Origin of the sequence: Oceanobacillus piezotolerans, assembly GCF_003665065.1 — a bacterium.
In the GTDB taxonomy this organism is placed as follows: domain Bacteria; phylum Bacillota; class Bacilli; order Bacillales; family Amphibacillaceae; genus Oceanobacillus; species Oceanobacillus piezotolerans.
In genome coordinates, this window is sequence record NZ_RCHR01000003.1 from 14,919 (window position 1) to 35,224 (window position 20,306).

General features: G+C 38.3%; 22 protein-coding genes. 15 read left to right on the plus strand and 7 right to left on the minus strand.

Going from position 1 to position 20,306, the window contains the following annotated elements; translation table 11 throughout:
- Positions 1 to 203 precede the first annotated feature (203 nt).
- The gene (locus D8M04_RS08085; protein ID WP_121522425.1) at positions 204 to 728 is read left to right on the plus strand and encodes a type 1 glutamine amidotransferase domain-containing protein; all 525 of its coding nucleotides are present in this window, start codon (positions 204 to 206) and stop codon (positions 726 to 728) included.
- 498 nt (positions 729 to 1,226) lie between these two features.
- Here D8M04_RS08085 and D8M04_RS08090 read toward each other — a convergent pair whose 3' ends face one another.
- The gene (locus D8M04_RS08090; RefSeq protein ID WP_121522426.1) at positions 1,227 to 1,547 is read right to left on the minus strand and encodes a YflT domain-containing protein; all 321 of its coding nucleotides are present in this window, start codon (positions 1,545 to 1,547) and stop codon (positions 1,227 to 1,229) included.
- A 264-nt stretch (positions 1,548 to 1,811) separates the two neighbouring features.
- Between D8M04_RS08090 and D8M04_RS08095 the strand changes: the two genes are divergently transcribed.
- Positions 1,812 to 2,096, plus strand: coding sequence for a 2TM domain-containing protein (locus tag D8M04_RS08095; protein WP_121523092.1), 285 nt, complete (start codon positions 1,812 to 1,814; stop codon positions 2,094 to 2,096).
- Between the two features lie 74 nt (positions 2,097 to 2,170).
- On the opposite strand, the gene D8M04_RS08100 is transcribed toward D8M04_RS08095, so the two are convergent.
- Positions 2,171 to 2,374 (minus strand): hypothetical protein, encoded by a 204-nt coding sequence (locus D8M04_RS08100; RefSeq protein ID WP_121522427.1) that lies wholly within the window; start codon positions 2,372 to 2,374, stop codon positions 2,171 to 2,173.
- Positions 2,375 to 2,466: 92 nt separating this feature from the next.
- Here D8M04_RS08100 and D8M04_RS08105 point away from each other — a divergent pair, with 92 nt between their 5' ends.
- On the plus strand, positions 2,467 to 2,682 hold the full coding sequence (locus tag D8M04_RS08105; protein ID WP_121522428.1) for a hypothetical protein: 216 nt from the start codon (positions 2,467 to 2,469) through the stop codon (positions 2,680 to 2,682).
- 68 nt (positions 2,683 to 2,750) lie between these two features.
- On the opposite strand, the gene D8M04_RS08110 is transcribed toward D8M04_RS08105, so the two are convergent.
- On the minus strand, positions 2,751 to 3,128 hold the full coding sequence (locus tag D8M04_RS08110; RefSeq protein ID WP_246001162.1) for a DUF4870 domain-containing protein: 378 nt from the start codon (positions 3,126 to 3,128) through the stop codon (positions 2,751 to 2,753).
- 162 nt (positions 3,129 to 3,290) lie between these two features.
- Between D8M04_RS08110 and D8M04_RS08115 the strand changes: the two genes are divergently transcribed.
- Positions 3,291 to 3,605: a CHY zinc finger protein gene (locus D8M04_RS08115; protein ID WP_121522429.1), complete on the plus strand. Its 315-nt coding sequence runs from the start codon at positions 3,291 to 3,293 to the stop codon at positions 3,603 to 3,605.
- Between the two features lie 129 nt (positions 3,606 to 3,734).
- On the opposite strand, the gene D8M04_RS08120 is transcribed toward D8M04_RS08115, so the two are convergent.
- On the minus strand, positions 3,735 to 5,072 hold the full coding sequence (locus tag D8M04_RS08120) for an MATE family efflux transporter (protein ID WP_425464010.1): 1,338 nt from the start codon (positions 5,070 to 5,072) through the stop codon (positions 3,735 to 3,737).
- Positions 5,073 to 5,529: 457 nt separating this feature from the next.
- On the opposite strand from D8M04_RS08120, the gene D8M04_RS08125 reads away from it, so the two are divergent.
- From D8M04_RS08125 to D8M04_RS08140, 4 genes are all read left to right on the plus strand, one after another.
- A complete protein-coding gene (locus tag D8M04_RS08125; RefSeq protein ID WP_121522431.1) occupies positions 5,530 to 7,110 on the plus strand; it encodes a glucose PTS transporter subunit IIA in 1,581 nt (526 codons plus the stop codon).
- A gap of 144 nt (positions 7,111 to 7,254) precedes the next feature.
- A complete protein-coding gene (locus tag D8M04_RS08130) occupies positions 7,255 to 8,865 on the plus strand; it encodes a gamma-glutamyltransferase family protein (RefSeq protein ID WP_121522432.1) in 1,611 nt (536 codons plus the stop codon).
- Positions 8,866 to 8,890: 25 nt separating this feature from the next.
- Positions 8,891 to 9,457 (plus strand): chromate transporter, encoded by a 567-nt coding sequence (locus D8M04_RS08135; protein WP_121522433.1) that lies wholly within the window; start codon positions 8,891 to 8,893, stop codon positions 9,455 to 9,457.
- Complete coding sequence (locus D8M04_RS08140; protein WP_121522434.1) at positions 9,454 to 9,981, plus strand: chromate transporter; 528 nt, start codon at positions 9,454 to 9,456, stop codon at positions 9,979 to 9,981. The genes D8M04_RS08135 and D8M04_RS08140 overlap by 4 nt, the downstream gene beginning before the upstream one ends.
- Positions 9,982 to 10,366: 385 nt before the next feature.
- Here D8M04_RS08140 and D8M04_RS08145 read toward each other — a convergent pair whose 3' ends face one another.
- The gene (locus tag D8M04_RS08145; RefSeq protein ID WP_121522435.1) at positions 10,367 to 10,687 is read right to left on the minus strand and encodes a hypothetical protein; all 321 of its coding nucleotides are present in this window, start codon (positions 10,685 to 10,687) and stop codon (positions 10,367 to 10,369) included.
- Positions 10,688 to 10,866: 179 nt separating this feature from the next.
- On the opposite strand from D8M04_RS08145, the gene D8M04_RS08150 reads away from it, so the two are divergent.
- From D8M04_RS08150 to D8M04_RS08160, 3 genes are all read left to right on the plus strand, one after another.
- Entirely contained in the window at positions 10,867 to 11,310 is a 444-nt protein-coding gene (locus tag D8M04_RS08150) for a CBS domain-containing protein (RefSeq protein WP_121522436.1), read from the plus strand.
- Between the two features lie 468 nt (positions 11,311 to 11,778).
- On the plus strand, positions 11,779 to 13,188 hold the full coding sequence (pepV, locus tag D8M04_RS08155; RefSeq protein ID WP_121522437.1) for a dipeptidase PepV: 1,410 nt from the start codon (positions 11,779 to 11,781) through the stop codon (positions 13,186 to 13,188).
- Between the two features lie 115 nt (positions 13,189 to 13,303).
- Complete coding sequence (locus D8M04_RS08160; protein ID WP_121522438.1) at positions 13,304 to 14,146, plus strand: aldo/keto reductase; 843 nt, start codon at positions 13,304 to 13,306, stop codon at positions 14,144 to 14,146.
- Positions 14,147 to 14,443: 297 nt separating this feature from the next.
- On the opposite strand, the gene D8M04_RS20170 is transcribed toward D8M04_RS08160, so the two are convergent.
- On the minus strand, positions 14,444 to 14,794 hold the full coding sequence (locus D8M04_RS20170; protein WP_187695429.1) for a hypothetical protein: 351 nt from the start codon (positions 14,792 to 14,794) through the stop codon (positions 14,444 to 14,446).
- 291 nt (positions 14,795 to 15,085) lie between these two features.
- Here D8M04_RS20170 and D8M04_RS08170 point away from each other — a divergent pair, with 291 nt between their 5' ends.
- The 4 genes from D8M04_RS08170 (at position 15,086) to D8M04_RS08185 (ending at position 18,338) form a co-directional block, all read left to right on the plus strand.
- Positions 15,086 to 16,033, plus strand: coding sequence for an alpha/beta hydrolase (locus D8M04_RS08170; protein WP_121522439.1), 948 nt, complete (start codon positions 15,086 to 15,088; stop codon positions 16,031 to 16,033).
- 105 nt (positions 16,034 to 16,138) lie between these two features.
- Positions 16,139 to 16,570, plus strand: a complete 432-nt coding sequence (locus D8M04_RS08175; RefSeq protein WP_246001163.1) for a FixH family protein — start codon at positions 16,139 to 16,141, stop codon at positions 16,568 to 16,570.
- A gap of 185 nt (positions 16,571 to 16,755) precedes the next feature.
- The gene (locus D8M04_RS08180) at positions 16,756 to 17,652 is read left to right on the plus strand and encodes a transporter substrate-binding domain-containing protein (protein WP_121522440.1); all 897 of its coding nucleotides are present in this window, start codon (positions 16,756 to 16,758) and stop codon (positions 17,650 to 17,652) included.
- 11 nt (positions 17,653 to 17,663) lie between these two features.
- A complete protein-coding gene (locus D8M04_RS08185) occupies positions 17,664 to 18,338 on the plus strand; it encodes an amino acid ABC transporter permease (RefSeq protein ID WP_425464011.1) in 675 nt (224 codons plus the stop codon).
- 112 nt (positions 18,339 to 18,450) lie between these two features.
- On the opposite strand, the gene D8M04_RS08190 is transcribed toward D8M04_RS08185, so the two are convergent.
- Entirely contained in the window at positions 18,451 to 19,953 is a 1,503-nt protein-coding gene (locus D8M04_RS08190; RefSeq protein ID WP_246001192.1) for a Na+/H+ antiporter NhaC family protein, read from the minus strand.
- Positions 19,954 to 20,306: the final 353 nt, after the last annotated feature.

Consider the following 20,306-nt stretch of genomic DNA (forward strand, 5'->3'; position numbering starts at 1 on the left):
ACTTTTCAATCTCGTGAATTTTCATTACATTAACTAAAAGGCAGAAGAGTTTACATCAAAACGAACATTAATTACTTTTTACGTATGATGATATTAATCAGAGTAAAAGATTAAAAGTCGAACGCCATAATTTGCAACCCTTATACCTGATAAAAGCAGTTAACCCTGTTATACTGGACGTAGTTAAAATATGGAGGGATAATATGCGATTAGAAAATAAAAAAGTAATAGCCCTAGTCGAGAATGATTTTGAAGACTTGGAGCTTTGGTATCCTGTTTTGCGCTTACAGGAAGAAGGTGCAATCGTTCACCTAGTTGGAAAAGAAGCAAAGAAAGAATACATTGGAAAATACGGTGTGCCAGCAACATCTGATTATGCTTTTTCTGATGTGAATGCGGAAGACTATGATGCTATTCTTGTTCCTGGAGGGTGGGCGCCTGATAAATTAAGACGCTATCCAGAAGTACTGGAGATGGTTCGCAGTATGAATGACCAGCAAAAACCAATCGGGCAAATTTGCCATGCAGGCTGGGTGCTTATTTCAGCAAGGATTTTAGAAGGGAAAAATGTTACGAGTACCCCAGGAATTAAAGATGATATGACAAATGCCGGAGCAAATTGGAGTGACGAAGCAGTCGTAGTGGATGGTCATCTTGTTTCTAGCCGCAGACCACCAGATTTGCCGCCATATGTGAAGGCTTTTGCGGATAAGCTTGCAGAAGCGTAGAATATCCAGGGGAGAAAAGAAGTTCAATTCCCTGCATTCACTTTCAAATACCATCATTAGACATTTTTGGATAAGATTAATGGTTGCAAGATGTTTGTTTTTCTTTTACCATAAGAATATATCTAAGAATACAAGTGATTTGAAGATAGAAGTCATCCTGATTGGGTGTTGGCGCGCTCAACATGCAGGGATGGCTTTTTTGTATTCTAGGAAATTATAAAATGAACGACCAGTGGATATTTCTTATCATGAAGAAAAGCCACGTCCGGCTCCAGCGCCCAGCAACTAGCAAACTTCACACTCCTCCACTACGATAACAGTTCGACATAGTCGAACTTTCTATGTCCCTACGGTCGTCGTGTTTCCTTTATCTCATTGCGGAGCGCTCCAGTTTGTAAGTTGCTAAACGGGCGCTTGCGCCTTTGTACTTAAGCACAACAATAAATTAAATAATAAAACAGCATCCCTTGAAAAAGAGATGCTGTTCTTTTTACGGTGTTATTTTTTTGCAATCACTACCACACGGCCTTTATCAAGCTCTTCCTCATAATGATTCGCTTCCGTTTCGCTAAGACCAAGGTTTTCAAATTGAGAACGTAGCTCGTCCCCTCTTTTTCGGAACACGTTGGCAATCTTATCAAAAACGCCTTCTTCTTTAAGTCCAACTTCATTAACATTTAATCCATCTGTTAAATCTTCGGTGCGTTCCTTTTCGTGAGCAATAACATAGATATCATCCTTCGTATAGCCTTGAACCATTAGCTGATCAATTTTCTCTTTTGCTTTTACACCGTTTTCTACTACATGTACATTTTCCATGGATATTCCTCCTATATTTATATATTTTCAAGTTTTATTTATCATGTAGTGTATATATAACCGTTTTGCAGATTTTGAAACATAGAAGTGCTCAAACCCTGATTAAACCATTCTTCGTTTACAGGTATACAATAACAAATAGCTCCTTTTAATAAGAGGGTTATCCAGTATTAATTAAAATCTGTTTTATCGGAAAAAATGAAGAAACAAAAGTGATATAGAAGCGTAGAGTAAGTTAGATAGGAGAGAAAAGAGGTGAGTCAATTGGAAGATAAGAGTTATGAACGAGCAAAGAAACGAATGGAAAATCTAAAGTCGTTTTATATTCATTTGGCCGTATTTATCCTGTTTAATTCCATGCTATTTTTGATTAATTTTCTAAGTTATGAAGAGTCAGGGCACTGGTGGTTCTTGTATCCACTTTTAGGCTGGGGAATTGGTCTTGCATCTCATGGGATCTCCGTCGCGTCCTTTGGAATATTCGGTCCAGATTGGGAAGAGAAGAAGATACAGGAGTATATCGAAAAAGAAAAAAGAACCAAAGTTTAGGATCTTAATGAGGAGGGACAGCCGCCTGACTGGTGATTTAGCCAATGCTTCTGTCCCTATATTTTCATGGCTAATTAAGAATTATGAAAAGTCTGTTTCACAATATCTTCTGCAATAGAGGCGTTTGCTGATTCCAATGTGCGATGCTCATTAACGGAGTCTCCAGATGCACGGTGTTCTACATCCAATAGTGAATCTTTAATTATTCCAGACTGGACACGGATTCTTTCTGCCACTTTTTCCTTCTGTGCATGACTATACCCATTGTTTTGACTCATTTTATCACCTCATGGATTAATCTTTCCAAAGTGTAAATTTCTAACCAATAGAACAGCTGCCTTTGGTTATATTACCAGTAGGAGGTGAAAAGATGGATAAGAAAAAAGGAAACAAAGAAGAGAATATAAATGTAAAGCTTGGTGGGATGGGGCTTTATGGTACCACTTCGAACACAGAAATAGCTGGATATATGGCTTCTGGGGACATTGAGAACGCTGGAAGATTGGACAAAGGATTTAAGAAAGTGGAAGAAGACGATCTTGCTGCGGAAGCCTCGTTGAAAGAAGGAGACAAGCAAGGTTATTAAATAGAACAAAAAAACCCTTTACATCGTTATGTAGAGGGTTTTTTACAATTATAATTGAACTAAAAAAACTATCCAAAAAATCTAAAGGAAAATGGAATTCGATACTCTTCCCCGTTGTAAGATTTCACTGCTGCGATAATGGTAAAAATGACTGCAGCAATTCCTAATATCCATAAAAAAAGAAAGCCAATAAGCAGTAAAATTAAAATGGTAGAGATGATTCCGTAAATAGCATAAGAGATGAAAAAATTAAAATAAGCCTTACCATGGAAATGAACGAATTGAGATTCATCCTTTTTTACGAGCCAAATGATAAGGGGCCCTAAAATAGGAAATGGAAAGCTAAGTAAGTATATCAGCAGTGCAAAAATTCTTTCATCGTTTGATGGCATATAAGTCACCTCGCCTTCTTCAACCCATTTAGGATAATTTTCTTTATCTGACATGTGTTATACCTCCTTTAAAATATTTTGATACCTTTCATTAAACTTATCAAAACTACTGTTATTTATAAAGGCGAAAAATGTAAAGAAATGAAAGGAAATTCGTTTTCTCTTGAAATCGGATAATTTAAACTATATAATCTTTTTAAGAAATGGGGTCCTTTCATGAAGATTTATGGCTTTCCAGTTGATTCACAAGGAAGATGTAAACATTATCATGGAGTGATGGATACGATATCTATCAAATTTAAATGCTGTGGTAAATTTTATCCGTGTTATAAATGCCATGATGAAACAACAGAACATATCAGACAAGCTTGGGGAGAGAATGAGTTTCAAGAAAAAGCTATCTTTTGTGGGGTATGTCAAACAGAATTAACGATTCATGAATATCTTTCCGGTGACAAGTGCAGTAAATGTCAAACTGTATTTAATCCTAATTGCTCCAAACATTATAGTTATTATTTTAAGGTTGAATAAAAGACACAGACATTTTTCTGTGCCTTTTATTCATTATATCAGTTTTTACCACAATGATTCCTCATGTCTTGTAATCCTAATGAATCCACTTGCAAGTTTGCAAGTGGATTCAGAACCTTCCAAAACTATTTATCCTTCACCAAACAACCTCTTTTCCTTCCATTTTCCCCATTTAAAGTAAGAAAAGGCAAAAACACTGCTAATGATAAAGGCAACTCCCATACCTAACGCTATTCCGTTTTCACCAATAAACCTGGAAAACAGATCCGTTAATGGATAACGAAGAATCCAAAAGGAGATGATGTTTAAAACGAGTACCTGATACATTGCACCAGCACCTCTAACAATTCCATTCAAGACGAAATTCAGTCCAAGAAATGGATAGAAGAAGGCAATCCATTTCAAGTAATTGGTACCAAATTGGACGGCTTCTTGTTCTTGGATAAAGAGGCTTGTTAGCGGCCTTGCCAAGATAAAGACAAGAGTTGCAATGGCTAGCATAATAACCGTATTAAACAAGGCTCCGCAAATGGCAATTTGTCTTACTCGGTCCCATCTGCCTGCAGCTATATTTTGACCAGCCATGCTATTAACAGCTGTTCCCAGTGCCATTGCTGGCAGTATAATTAAGCTATCAATACGCTGTGAAGCCCCAAATCCTGCAACTACTGGGCTGCCGAATGAATTGACAACTGTCATAATTGCTGCAACACCAGCATGGATTACAGTCATTTGCAAACCGGAGGGAATACCAAGTCGTAAAATCAGCCAAACTTCCTCGCGTGTTGGTAATGATGGGAATGTAAACGGTGCAAGCTTAAAGTGAAGGGTATACCATACTCCAAGCAAGAATGCTACAGCTTGTGAAATAACTGTGGCATATGCTGCTCCCTCTATCCCCCAATTAAATACAGAAATAAATAGAGGATCTAGAATTGTATTTAAAATAGCTGCCACCAATACAAACTTCAGAGGTGTCTTACTATCCCCAATTGCCCTTAATACGGTACCGATAAAGTTGTATCCCATTAAAAATAAAATCCCGAGAAAATTAACTTGTAAGTATATCTTTGCCTCTTGAAGCATTTCCGGTGGTGTGTTTAACATCTCAAGAATCGGTCCGGCGAAAAGATAACCTATGCTAGCAACGATAACAGATAACAAACTCAGGACGACAACAAAGGCATTTAAATAGCGTTTCAACCCCTGACTGTCCTTCCTTCCTTTTTGCTGGGATAATACAGTTAGTGCAGCATGATTGATTCCAATAATAAAGGATAGCACTGTTACCACAACAGTGGAGGAGATCGTTACAGCACCGAGCGCATTGGCTCCCAGTAGATTCCCTACCCATAGACTGTCAATAAATTGATAGGATACCTGCAGTAAATTCGTCAGCATAATCGGCCCGGAGAAGAAGAATAATTGCTTCATAATCCTACCCTGGGTAAAATCTTGCTCAGCCAATATGAAAACACCTCAAATCATTATGTATAGCTCTATGATACCTTATTGCTCAAGTATTATATTAGTAATTTGCCTGGGTGATGGAGGTATCTATTGTACCTATAATTATTACTTTTATCGCAGGTTAACTGAATGTAAGATCGCTATCGAGAAGAATTTCAGTAAAAAGGAAAATTACAATTGACAATCATCAGCAAGTAAAACGCCCTCAATGAGTGAAACTTCAGTTTTACATATTCTCCACAAATGCAAAACGTGTCCTAATTAAGTGAATAAAATCCTAATATAATCGAAAAACATTCTATATAATAAGAGAAATAAATATGAAATGTATTGAAAACGTAAACATTGGTGGGGATAAGAGAAAAAACGTAAGAGGATTTTTAATAATAAACAGCAAAAACACAAAACATATAAAATGATATTTTTTAGTTATTTAAAATAAGGAGTAATGATGATGAATGACCATACAACACAAGTAAAAGATAAGTCAGCATTGACGAGGGTACTTGAAGTTATTTCCGGGAGTTTCGGTCCGATAATTGGTGTGCTGGCAGGTGCTGGTTTACTAAAGGCGGCATTATCGATTTTTTCTATGCTTGGATGGCTTAGTCCTGAAAGCGGTACCTATATTGTATTAAATGCGGCAGCTGGAGCAGTATTCCATTTCCTTCCTGTATTTCTTGGTATTTCGATTGCGATTAAACTTGGTGCAAACGGATACGTTGGTGGGGTTGTTGGTGCGGCCCTATTAACACCGGGTATTGTACAATTAGTTGAAACGGAACAAACGTCGATTGATTTTCTTGGAATACCACTAGAATTAGCGGATTATTCCTCTACTGTATTCCCGATTTTCCTAGCGATGTTCGTTTATGCTGGGTTAGATAAAGTATTGAAAAAAGTGATTTATAAAGAAATCCAAATGTTTATTAATCCATTAATCTCCCTTCTTATTATTGTGCCGTTAACCTTGCTTATCTTTGGCCCAATTGGAAACCTTATCGGGGAAGGGCTTGGGAGTACGATTAGTTTCTTGATTTCTCGAAGTGAGATTCTAGCTGGTCTATTATTAGGTGCGGCATGGACATTCTTAACGATTGCTGGTTTACACTGGACTATTATCCCACTAGCAATTGTGAATACGACTACATTTGGAGAAGACCCAATTATCCCGCTTGCTGCAGCAGCACCATTTGCCCAAATCGGAATTGCAATAGCTGTATTCTTAAAAACGAAAGACAAAGAGCTTAAGGCACTAGCCGCAAGTGGTTTCGTTCCTGGAGCATTAGCTGGAACAACAGAGGCGATTAACTATGGAATCATCCTACGTTATAAAAAGACGATGATTTATGCAGCAATTGCCGGTGGTATAGGGGGCGCGATTAACGGTGTTTTAGGCGTTGTAATGAAAGGTTTTGCGCTGCCGAGTCTGCTTGCTATTCCTATATTCACGCCTATGGGCTCTTTTGTTATCGGTATAACAGTAGCTTTTATACTAGGATTCTTAATGACTTATTTTATAGGGTATGAAAATAAACCAGCGCTCGATGATAATTTTACCCATCGTATTGTTGGTGTGAAACCAGAAACGATTCAAAGTCCGCTACATGGAAAAGTGGTTCCATTAACAGATGTAGTGGATCCGCTTTTCTCAACGGGCTCTGTTGGGAAAGGGATAGCGATCGAGCCGGAATCAGGACAAGTTGTTTCACCAATTGATGGCGAGGTTACAACCTTGTTCCCATCTAAACATGCTATTGGAATTACCTCCAAGGATGGAGCTGAGGTATTAATATTTATTGGGGTAGATACTATTAACTTAAAGGGACAGCATTTTACAGCCCATGTGAAACAAGGGGATAAAGTGAAGCAGGGTGATCTGCTTATCGATTTTGATATAGAAGCTATAAAAGAGTCCGGTTATAAAGTAACAACTCCAATTGTAATTACGAATACAGAAGAATACGTGGATATTGCACCAACAAACCTTACTTCTGTGAAACAAAAAGATAATTTATTGAAGCTCAGTGTGTAATACTTTAGGGATAGCCTGCTTTTCATTTGAAAGGCAGGCTATCCTTTTCTATTGCTTTGATATTAATGTATTGAAAATTGTCAAATATTTGCGTATTCTTATAATATAAAATCAGAGAAATAACGACAATGGGGAGGGATTTGAATGAGAGGGGTTAATTCAATTAATCCATATCCGATTACACGTCAAGCGTTTTATGCACAAAAAGGGATGGTTGCTACTTCACAGCCACTTGCGGCACAGGCTGGGATTGAGATAATGAAGAAGGGGGGAAATGCCATCGATGCTGCTATCGCGACAGCTGCCTGTTTAACGGTGGTAGAACCAACTTCTAATGGAATCGGCAGTGATGCTTTTGCGATTGTATGGATGAAGGATAAGCTTTATGGATTAAATGGAAGTGGAAGGTCTCCGAAATCTATTTCGATTGATGCAATAAAAGCATTAGGGTATGATGAAATTCCTTCATATGGCTGGGTTCCTGTCACCGTACCAGGGGCACCAGGAGCATGGGCAGAGCTTTCGGAACGCTTTGGCAGATTATCACTTTCTGAGGTACTGGAACCGGCGATTCAATATGCGGAGGAAGGCTATCCGCTTTCACCTACGCTTGCAAAATACTGGGAGAAGGCATTTAACGTTTATAAAGAAAAATTGTTGGATAATGTCTTTGAACATTGGTTTCAGACGTTTGCGCCACAAGGAAGAGCACCCAAGGTAGGTGAGATTTGGCGTTCTCCTGATCAGGCAGAAACGTTAAGAGAGATTGCTGAAACCAAGGCAGAATCATTTTACCGCGGGGAATTGGCTAAAAAAATTGCGGGTTTTTCGACAAAAACAGGCGGATTTATAAGCGAAGAAGATTTGGCAAATTACAAACCAGATTGGGTAGATCCAATACGTGTGAACTATCGCGGATATGATGTTTGGGAAATCCCGCCAAATGGCCAGGGAATTATTGCCTTGCAAGCTTTAAATATTTTAAAAGGTTTTTCTTTTGCTGAGAAAGAAACAGCTGATACCTATCATAAACAAATTGAGGCTCTTAAGCTTGCTTTTGTTGATGCACAGGAGCATGTAGCGGAAGATAAGTATATGAAATATCATTCTGGAGAATTATTAAGTGAAGCATATGCAGCGGAAAGAAGAAAGTTAATTGGTGAAAAAGCAATTCTTCCACAGGCTGGAAAACCGCTTGCCGGTGGGACAGTGTATTTAGCGACTGCCGACGGTAAGGGAAATATGGTATCCTTTATTCAGAGTAATTACCAAGGCTTTGGCTCCGGAATTGTAGTGCCAGGCACTGGAATTGCACTTCAAAATCGTGGCTGTAATTTCTCCATGGACTCTAATCATGTTAATGCACTTGCTGGGGAAAAGCGGAGCTATCATACTATTATTCCTGGATTTTTGACGAAGGACAACCAGGCAATTGGTCCTTTTGGCGTCATGGGTAGATTTATGCAGCCACAGGGACATGTGCAAGTATTGATGAATATGATTGATTTTGGATTGAATCCCCAAGCTGCCTTAGATGCGCCAAGATGGCAATGGATAGAAAAGAGGACCATTGAGCTGGAAACACGGTTCCCGATGAATATGATTGAATCATTGGCAGCAAAGGGACATGAGATCAAAATTCAAATCGAAGCAAATGAATTTGGCAGAGGACAGGTTATTTTACGTGATCCTAAAACCGGCGTGCTTGTTGGCGGAACAGAATCAAGAACAGATGGAGTTGTGGCTACTTGGTAATAACAGAAAGAAGGTTTTAGCAGAGATGAAGACACAGTGGAATATTTTTATTGCCTTCTTCCGTACAGGAATGCTGGGATTTGGTGGAGGGCCAGCATCTATACCCCTCTTTCAAAAAGAGGTTGTTGGTAATTTTAAATGGATGACAGAGGAAGAATTCGGGGAAGTACTGGCGATTGGGAATACGTTGCCAGGACCAATTGCAACGAAAATGGCTGGCTATATTGGCTATCGGGTTTCAGGAATATGGGGAATGATTAATGCCGTCCTCGCCAATATTCTTCCTACCATTATTCTAATGACTGTCTTACTTACGTTTTTATCTAATTTAAGGGATTTTGATTGGGTACAGGGGATGACTGCTGCGGTCGTTCCAATTGTCGGGATGATGATGGGGGTTCTGACGAAACAGTTTATTGATAAATCCGTTAAAGGACTTGGCGTTAGGTTTTCGCTAGTTCTGGGAGTGATAGTCCTCATTGCTATGTATATAGCAAGCATTCATCCAGGGATTATCATTGGTGTCCTTTTAGGATACTCTTTATTTAAAAAGGATAAAAAGAACAACAAGAATGAAGGTAAGAGATCATGATTTATTGGCATATTTTTATGGCGTTTTTTATTCCAGGGATTTTGGGATATGGTGGTGGACCAGCCTCTATTCCCTTAATTGAAGAAGAGGTTGTGTCACGGTATGAGTGGTTAACTGTACAGGAGTTTTCGGAGGTATTAGCTCTTGGAAACTCCCTGCCAGGTCCAATTGCAACGAAAATGGCTGGTTATATTGGATTTGAAGTGGGTGGAGTCCTTGGTTTAATCGTGGCAGTAACTGCAACAGTTGCTCCGTCGCTGATCCTGATGCTTGTGTTAGGTGGTATTCTCTATAAATATAAGGATTCCCCCAAGGTAAAACGATTGAAAACTTATGTCCTTCCGGTTATAGCGATCTTACTAGGCGAAATGACAATTAACTTTTTTGTCGAATCGTATGTCGGCATTGGGTTCCTTCAAACATTACTTCTTACAGTAATTAGCTATATTTTAATAGAAGTTAAAAAAGTCCATCCAGCGATAATCATATTTGGAGCATTAATTTATGGAGGATTTTTCTTATAAACGAAAGCTTTGTTCTTAGCTTAACAGCTCTATCGTTTGTTGACAGATCCTGACAAATTAGGAACGATTAAAATTTTCCATAAGAATCGACCAAGAAAACAAGTTGCATAAAGCGAGAGGCTGGGACATAACTAAATGTTTTAATCCAAAAGACGAACGAAGCACCAAGTTAGTGGAGGAAATATACGTAGACTCCTGCGGGAAAAGCAACAAGTGAAGACCCCGCAGGAAGTGCCCTTCTTCCGAGGAGGCTGAGACGTTGCCCGCGGAAAGCGAAGTATATTTCCGGAACGGTATTTCTCCACTAAGCATCGTTCGGATTTTTCTTTTGATAAAACACTTTTGTTCTAGCCTCTTTTAATAAAAATAGGAATCTGAGGCCAAATTATAAATCCCGTAAATATGCTAAATCCTCCTTTGATAATATTTGTCCGTTTACTTGTATTTGCTCAAGTGCAATCTTTCCGTCAACTAGCAGTTTTTCTGGTATAACACAGGGGATTTCATAATCAATCTCTTTTCCTGTATTGTCGTAAAAAAGATAGCCTTTCTCTTCTTCATAGATAAAAGAGTTAATTTTCATATTTGGCGTGATGAGTAATGTCATTTTTTCTTGATCATTCCAAATCACCTTAACAAGGGTTTTTTTCTTTATTTTCTTTTGAACTAATGTAGTTAAGGCTCCAAGTGAGACAGTTTCTTCCATTTTTATCCTCCAAATTCATAAACTGATGATGTTTTTTTTCCGTGTAATCCATTCCTACTTATAATAATTGATAAATCGTAAAGAAACAAAATTGTATAACGAATGGAGTAAAATATGGTAGAATAAAATTATGAAAAGGGTTACAGGGTAAACGTTTTAACGGGTTAGGAGTTGAAAGTATGAAAGTAAAGGACTTTATGATTAGGGATGTATATAAATTAAAAGAAGAGGATACGATTCAAACCCTATTAGAAACATTATCTAAATATAGAATTGGCGGGCTTCCTATTGTAAACGATTACAATCAATTGGTCGGCATTGTTAGTGATGGTGATGTCTTACGATATATCAACCCAAAAACATACAGCTCCTATTTAATGTTTTATAAAGAGGATTTAGAAGAGATCATCCCGGAAAAGATCAGGGTTAATATGAAAACAATTATGAAGAAAAATGTAGTTACAGTATATGAGGATGATGAGTTGGAGAAGGCGCTTAATATCTTGTCACAGCATCATTTTAAAAAGCTTCCAGTATTGAATAAATCGAATCGGGTTGTGGGTATTGTGAGCCGAGGAGATGTTATTCGGAAAATAACAGAAAAAGTGTTAAATGCTATCTAACGGTTAAACCATTCCATTTATATGCTGGAATGGTTTTATAATAGTCTAGGAAATTATAAAATAACGACCTGTGGATATTTCTTTTCATTAAGAAAAGCCACGTCCGGCTCCAGCGCCCAGCAACTAGCAGATCTTTTGGTGGGACGAGCAATGCGCAGTCCCAAATTTCACACTCCTTCACTACGATAAGTCAACATCGACTCAAGTTAAAGGAAGCGCCGACTAAAATCGGCTTACGCCAACGTCGGCATACCCCATAAAGGGGCATGTTTCCTTTATCTCATTGCGGAGCGCTCCAGTTTGTACGTTGCTAAACGGGCGCTTGTGCCTTTGTTCTTCCATAATCCCACTGTTTGTAAGTTTCACTTTATATAAAGAGGGTTAAACACATTTATAGTGGAAAATTTACATCAAATGATTAAAAGGAGTACAATATAAATATTGCAAGAAAAGGAGTGAATACATATCATGAGTGATATTCAATGGATGGATGAAGTATTAAAAAGAAAAGATGATCTGATAAAAGATTTACAAGGATTATTAAGAATTAAAAGTGTCCTTGAAGAGGAGAATGCAACAGCTGATGCTCCACTCGGTAAAGGAATCAAAGATGCACTGGATTTTGTATTAAATCTAGGGGAGAAAGATGGCTTCTTATCTAAAAATGTAGGAAATCTCGCTGGCCACCTGGAAATGGGAGAGGGAAAGGAGCTTGTCGGTATTCTAGGGCATGTCGACGTAGTACCAGAAGGGGATGGCTGGAGTGTGGACCCTTATGGTGCAGTTATAAAGGACGGGAGAATTTATGCTCGTGGCTCCAGTGATGATAAAGGGCCTACTATGGCAGCTTATTATGGTATGAAGATTGTCAAGGAGCTTGGGCTTAACCTTGGGAAACGAGTGAGACTAATTATTGGGACCGATGAAGAAAGTGATTGGCGTTGTGTAGACCACTATTTCTCTAAAGAAGAAATGCCAACAACGGGATTTGTACCGGATGCAGATTTTCCGATCATTTACGCGGAGAAAGGAATTGTGGATGTCGATGTCGTACAAGCAGAATCTCCTGGAGTCTCTGACAGTCCATTTGTATTAACCTCTTTCCAATCTGGAAGAAGATACAATATGGTGCCGGATTATGCAGAAGCACACCTATCTTTCCAAGACGGTATTAATAATTATGATAAGGCCTATCTGGATTATCTAGAGGAGAATAATATAGAGGGGACTGCTTCTGCACAAGATGGTGAACTTGTTTTTACATTGGTTGGAAAAAGTGCTCATGGTGCAGAGCCTAATGATGGAATAAATGCCGGTATATATCTAGCGCGGTTTTTAGTCAATCTTGAGCTAGATGAGGCTGGTAAAACGTATACGGAGACCGTAGCTCAGTTCCACAACCAGAATCGCGGTGAAGTATTCGATATCGTTTTTGAAGATGAGTCTGGTGATTTAACGATTAATGTTGGAGTGATGAACTATAGCAAAGAATCTGGAGGGCGTACCGGATTAAATATGCGCTATCCTGTGACATTTTCTATCGAAGAAGGAAAAGAGAAAATGGAATCCGTGTTAAGGAAAGCAGGCTTGCAACTGGAAAACTTCTCCGATTCTAAACCGACTTATGTGGAGAAAGAGGATCCACTTATTCAAACATTGCAAAAGGTTTATGAAGAGCAAACGGGGGAAAAAGCGGAACTGCTTGCTATTGGCGGGGGAACGTATTCGCGTGCACTTGATAAAGGGGTTGCCTTTGGTGCGCTGTTTCCAGGGCGAGAAGATGTTATGCATCAAAAGGATGAATATGCATACGTTGATGACTTATTAAAAGCAACAGCAATTTATGCCCAAGCTATCTATGAATTAGCGAAAGCTTGATGTTATAAAAGGGATCATTCAAGTATGGATGGTCCTTTTCTTCTTTTTTTTAGATTATATAATTGAATCTACAATTCAGAGAATGGTATTCTTTAATTAAGGGAGGAGATAGAACATGAATAATAACATTCCAGAAATAAAACTAAATGATGGGCTAACTGTACCGGTAATTGGTTTTGGTACATATCAATTAAATGGAAATCAAGGAGCAAATGCAATTGTTAATGCGATTGATAGCGGCTATCGTTTAATTGATACCGCTTATAATTATGAAAATGAAGGAACAGTTGGGGAAGCGATTAGACGGAGTGCGACTCCAAGGCAGGAGTTGATCGTTACTTCTAAATTGCCAGGGCGCTATCAAGCTTATGATAAAGCCGTAACGGCGATTCAGGAATCGTTATATCGTGCACAACTGGATTACTTCGACTTATATTTAATTCATTGGCCTAATCCAAAGCAAGATACATATATGGAAGCTTGGCAAGCTTTAATTGATGCGAAGAAATGGGGCCTTGTTCGTTCCATTGGAGTATGTAATTTCCTGCCAGAGCATCTGCAGCGCTTGGAAGAAGAAACTGGAGTAAAGCCAAGCATAAACCAGATTGAATTACATCCATATTTCAATCAGGAAGAACAAAGAAAATGGCATGATGAAAATAATATTACTACCCAATCCTGGAGTCCATTAGGGCGCGTAAATGGGGCAATGCAAGACCCGACTATACGTGAAATTGCTGTAAAATATCATAAAACTACATCTCAAATTATTTTACGCTGGCATTATCAATTAGGAGCAGTTTCCATACCGAAGTCAGCATCTCCAGAGCGCCAAATACAGAATCTATCAATCTTTGATTTTGTGCTGGACGAATCTGATATGCTTGCGATTTCCGCACTTACCCGGTCAGATGGGAGAAATAAGAATCAAGATCCAGCAACTTATGAAGAGTTTTAGTCATGAAGATAAGAGACTTCTCTGGAATATGCTTTCAGAGAAGTCTTTATTTATCTAGGAAGGATAATAATGAGAGATTTTTCTCCTGCAAAAAGATATTTTACTATTATGATTGGACTGCTTACACCATATGTTTTTACAGTAGAAAAGCCCAAATTGTAACTGGCTGCGTGGCTGTGTATCTGTACTTATAAAAAAGGCCGTCTACCAAGGACATAGTAGACGGCCAAAATTTATATAAACGGGGAGGTTATTATGTTGCTTAAGAAAATGAAAAACCACTAGCTACTTGCTTGTTTATTCCATATCAGTCTCAGTGTCTGTTTCGGCACCAGGATCAGTTTCAGTACCAGGCTCAGTACCAGCACCAGGTTCAGTTTCAGTACCAGGTTCAGTTTCAGTACCAGGTTCAGTACCAGCACCAGGATCAGTTTCGGTACCAGGCTCAGTACCAGCACCAGGATCAGTTTCAGTGCCAGGCTCAGTACCAGTACCTGGGTCAGTTTCAGTACCAGGATCCGCAGGTTGCTCCGTGCTTGGATCTTCAGTTGTTGGTGGTGCTTCTTCTTCCGTACCACCACCACAAGCTGCTAAAGTAATGACTGCAGCAATAGAGACAGTTCCTACTAGTAATTTTTTAAGGTACATATAAAAACACTCCTTTCTAATTGGTTACTTAAATATTACCCGTTAAATCAGAGTATAAAACGGAATTTAGGTTACAACATCATTAAGATAATATTTCAATAGTTAGAAAGTTATAGATATAAAGTCTTTTAGAAATTAACCATATAGATGCTAAAAGAAAAGGCAGATTTTATTACAGGTAAATTGGCTATTAGCCCCGATTGAGCGAAGTTTCACGTGAATGATAACGTATAGTTTGACCAGTTGAAAAATAAGATAATATTAAAGTAATGCATTTAGGTGGGGATATTAGTGGGAAAGAAAAGGTGGATATTAACCGGTGTTTCTGTATGCATCCTCCTCTTGTTATTCACGCTCCTTGTCATTAATTATTTTTATGGAGAAGCAGTTATGCGTGATACAGAAGTAGAGTTGTATAGTGGAGAAGAAGTGGTGGAAGTAGTGACAAGTGAGGAGAATCAAGCAATCATAGATGAAGCGAAACAGTGGTTCTCTATGCAAGAGTTAAAGCAGCTGGAAATCGTATCGAAAGATAACTTGCTATTGAAAGCTCATTTTATTCAGCAAGAGAATTCAAGTGATCGAGCAGTTATATTAGTACATGGTTTCCGGGAAGATGGAATGAAAATGGGGGAGTATGCTAAATTCTATTATGAACTGGGCTATCATATTATACTGCCTGATGCACGAGGACACGGGCAAAGCGAGGGAGATTACATTGGTTACGGATGGGACGACCGAATGGATTATTTGGATTGGGCGAATCTATTAGTTGAGAATTATGGAGTAGAAGAAATTATTTTACATGGTAAGTCAATGGGAGCTTCGGCAGTTCTAATGGCGAGTGGGGAAGAAGATTTGCCTTCCGAAGTAAAAGGCATCATTGCAGACAGTGGCTATACATCGGTAATGGAAGAGCTTGCGCATCAGTTAAAGCACCTATATAACTTGCCATCCTTTCCTCTTCTTCATCTAACGAGTATTATGGCAAATGTAAGGGCTGGCTACACCTTCCAAGAAGCATCTGCCATTAATCAAGTGGAAAAGAATACGCGCGCACTCTATATTATCCATGGGCAGGAGGATGAATTGGTTCCAACCAAAATGGCTCATGAGTTATATAAAGCAGCTGGGGGAGAGAAATATGTTTGGATTGTACCAGGGGCCACCCATTCACAAGGATATACAGTTGCTGTAAAGGAATATCAGAAAAGGCTAGAGGATTTTATTAATAGGTAACAATGAAGATTATGTGTTTAATAAACACAGAGAATACCTTTACTTTGCAACTAAAAATGAACTCATTGTATAATTAATATTAGATATTAAAGTGGAGGTATTTAGGTGAATAAAGGAATATTGACTATTATAATGCTTGTTCTCATTGTTTTTGCTATTGGTTTTTATATTGTAAAAGGAACTCCTCAAGAAGGAGATGGAGAGGGTGCAGAAGAACTTGCAGCATTAGAAGTTGATTTTGAAGTGCCCGAGACAGCTGAAGTGGGTGAAACGGTTCCACTAAAAGCAACCGTTTACTATGGAGACTCCCTTGTTATAGACGCAGAGGAAGTAACTTTTGAGATTTGGGAACAAGGATTAGAAGAAGAATCTATCATGCTAGATACAACAAATCATCAAGATGGCACCTATACAGCAGAAACAAACTTTGAAAAAGACGGCATCTATGAAATGTATGCTCATACAACGGCAAGAGATTTACATACCATGCCTAAAAAGACAATTACGATAGGTAATGGAGTGACAAATGAAGAATAGAATCAAATACTTTCTACTCGAAAAGGGTAGAAGGTATTTTTGCATTTCATAGACTTGAAGAATCTGTATTACAAAAAAATAATTAACTGTTACAAGAGTGTAATCTTTTGCTTTGTAAATGTAAATATTATCTGTTATAGTTTTATTATCCAAAATAATATAACAAATTCAAAGGGGTGCTCAGTATGAAAAAAATCAGTTTATTGCTTCTTTTTATGGCATTTGCGGCCATATTAGCTGCTTGTGGAACAGCAAGCGAGGAAGATGGAAACACAGATTCTACTAAAGAAGAAAATGCAAGTACTTCTGAGGAAGCAACCACAGATGAAAGATGGGAACAAATTCAGGAGTCTGGTGAATTGGTAGTTGGTACTTCTGGTACGTTAATTGCTGCTTCCTATTATGATGAAAATGATGAATTAACTGGATATGACGTGGAAGTAATGAAAGAGGTTGCTAATCGTCTTGGCTTAGATGTTAAATTTGAGATTATGGGAATTGATAGTATGCTACCAGCTGTGCAAAGTGGCAGAATTGACGTAGCAGCGAATGATATAGAGCCAACAGACAAGCGAAAAGAGGAATTTAATTTCAGTGATCCATATAAATATTCTTATACAGTAATGGCTGTTCGTGAATCCGACAACTCAGGAATCGAATCCCTGGAAGATTTAGAAGGGAAAAAAGCAGGGGGCGGTGCGACTACTATATATAGTCAAATTGCAGAACATTACGGTGGAGAAGTCATTACATATGGAAATGCTCCAAATGAAGCATACTTAAGTGACGTAAGTAATGGAAGAACAGACGTTGTTATTAACGATTATTACTTGACAAAATTCGGTGTAGCGGCGTTCCCAGACTTTGATTTGCATGTTCATCCGGACTTGAAATTCCATCCAACAAAACAAGCTGTTGTTATTCCAAAGGGAGCAGATAAGTTAACAGAGGAAATCAACAAAGCTTTGAACGAAATGCGTGAGGATGGAACTTTATCTGAAATTGCAATTCAATTCTATGAAGAAGATGCTTCTGTAGAGCCAGAAGGTGAAATTGAAGTTATTGAAGGCTTGGATCTGTAAGGGGCTAAATGATGGAAATTGGTGGATTGTTTGATGTTCAATTAGCACTTGAAAGCTTGCCATTTGTATTAGAAGGATTACCTATGACTATTCTTATCTCTATCGCTAGTATGGGGATTGGCTTAGTGTTAGGCTTATTTCTAGCTTTAGCAAGAAGTTCTGAAAATATCTTACTTAGATGGCCGGCTAGAATTTACATTTCCTTTATGAGGGGAACTCCAATCCTGGTCTTTCTCTTTATTCTATATTTCGGTTTGCCAGTGATTGGTATTCGCTTAGATGCAATCTCAGCAGCCATTCTCGGGTTTTCATTAAACTGTGCTGCCTATAGTGCTGAAACATACCGTGCTTCCTTGAGTAGTGTAGATAAGGGCCAGTGGGAGGCTTCTGCTGCATTAGGAATGGGATATTGGTTTACTTTAAGAAGTATTATTCTGCCACAAGCCGTTCGTATTGCGATACCACCAATGACGAATATCTTTATGGATTTGGTCAAGGCCACTTCCTTAGCTGCAGTTATTACTGTACCAGAGCTTTTTCAAAAAACACAGATTGTAGCTGGAAGGGAATTTGATGCGATGACGATGTACATCTTGGTTGCGCTCATCTACTGGCCAATCTGTATCGCTATCGGCTACTTGCAAGAAAGTATGGAAAAGAGATTTAGTAAGTATGTTGCAACATAATATGATAGGCTGTATGCATCTTCATATCTTCATTAATAACAAGTAAGGAAACCCGTACCACTATGCAAAATGGTACGGGTTCCTTTTTGTTTATGCTGATTGAAGTTTCCCTTTATGCTAACTGTTTCTTTTTATCTACTTTTGAAATAATAAATACAATGATGATTAATAGAGCCAGTGTAAATAGTAAAGTCCAAGCACTGCCAGTTATGCCTGCCACGATAAAGCCGACAAAGGTAACTGCTGCATTAAGGATAGCATAAGGAAATTGCGTTTTTACGTGGTCGATATGGTCTGTACCTGCCCCTGTTGACGATAGGATCGTTGTATCAGAAATAGGGGAGGAATGGTCGCCAAACATCCCACCAGATAAAACGGCTCCAATACATACTAGTAAGTGTGCATCCAAACCAACAGCCATTGGAATTGCAACAGGAAACATAATAGCATAGGTTCCCCAAGAAGTTCCAGAAGCTATCGACATGATGGTACCTACAAGGAAAAGAATGGCAGGAATGATAAAACCAGGAATATTTCCTTGCATTGCCTCGACAATGTAGTTTGCAGTTCCCATTTCACCCATAACTGTTCCAAGTGCCCATGCAAGCACAAGTGTTACTGCTACATATACCATTTTTTGCATTCCGGAAGTATAAATATCAAAGATTTCTCCGAATTTCTTCAGTTTTAATGCCATCATTAAAATAATAAGGGTAATGGCAGCAAATAGGTATGCTGTTGTTAAAGAAACACGGAAATCACTGCCGGGTACTTGTTCAAATGGGAAGCCAAATGAGATTAATAGACCAAACAAAGTGATAAACAAAACAAGTAATGGCAGCCAAATAAGAATGGCACTTGTTCCTTCCGTATACTTTCCATCTGCTTCCGCTTTACGAAGTGGTTTGGAATTTGGCCAGTAAATCTCACCTGTTTCTTGTACCCGTCTTTCGGCTTTCGCCATAGGTCCGAAATCAAGCTTGGCAAATGTAATTAATGGAACCATTAATACAGCAGAAATAGCATAGTATTGAAAAGGAATAACTTGAACCAACGTATCAAATTCTGATGCCGTAATTTGTAATCGGTCAAATTCATTTTTCATTAATCCCATGATATATACACCCCATCCAATAAACGGAACTAATACCGCAACTGGAGAAGCAGTGGAATCAATAATCCAAGCAAGCTTTTCTCTGGAAACCTTCAATTTATCAAAGACTTTCTCAAATACTGGTCCAACAATGAGAGGCGATCCTAAGTCAGAGAAAAAGATAATTAGACCGCCAATCCATGCGGAAATTTGCGCTTTTGCTCGACTGTTTATGTATTTAATTGCACTATAAGCAAGTGCGGCACCTCCACCCGAACTCTCCATTAAGGATACAAAGCCACCAATGAAAAATAATAGGACAAGCACACCCGTATTATAACCATCAGATAACTGAGGGTAAATATACATTTCTATCGTTTCCATTGTTGCTTGGAGTGGATTACCTCCTACTAATATCAGCACCCCAATATAGACACCGGAAAACAATGAAATAATTACATTCTTTGTAATGATAGCAAGAATTACTGCTAATATTGGTGGTAGTAATGAAATAATTCCCATATGTTCCAAATTTAATCCCATCCTTCTTGTCGTGTATAATGCTATGTCTTTGTTTACAAAACGTTAAATATTAGAAAACTAAAAATAGTATACTACGACAAGGTGAATTTGTAAATATGCATTATTATGTATATTTATTCAAAGGGGATTATTAAACTTGAAGAAAAGAACGGAAAGACTAAAGTCGATGTTGAAATAAAATGAAGGGTTATATTACAATCAACCGCTTCATTGTTCCTTAAAACACCAGAATTAGTTTCAAAACTCTTCACGCAAAGGGCAGTGTAAAGAGGATTTTACCAATCTATAAAATTTAAGGCTTCCTTGAACTAAACAAAAAAAAGCTGGTCTGA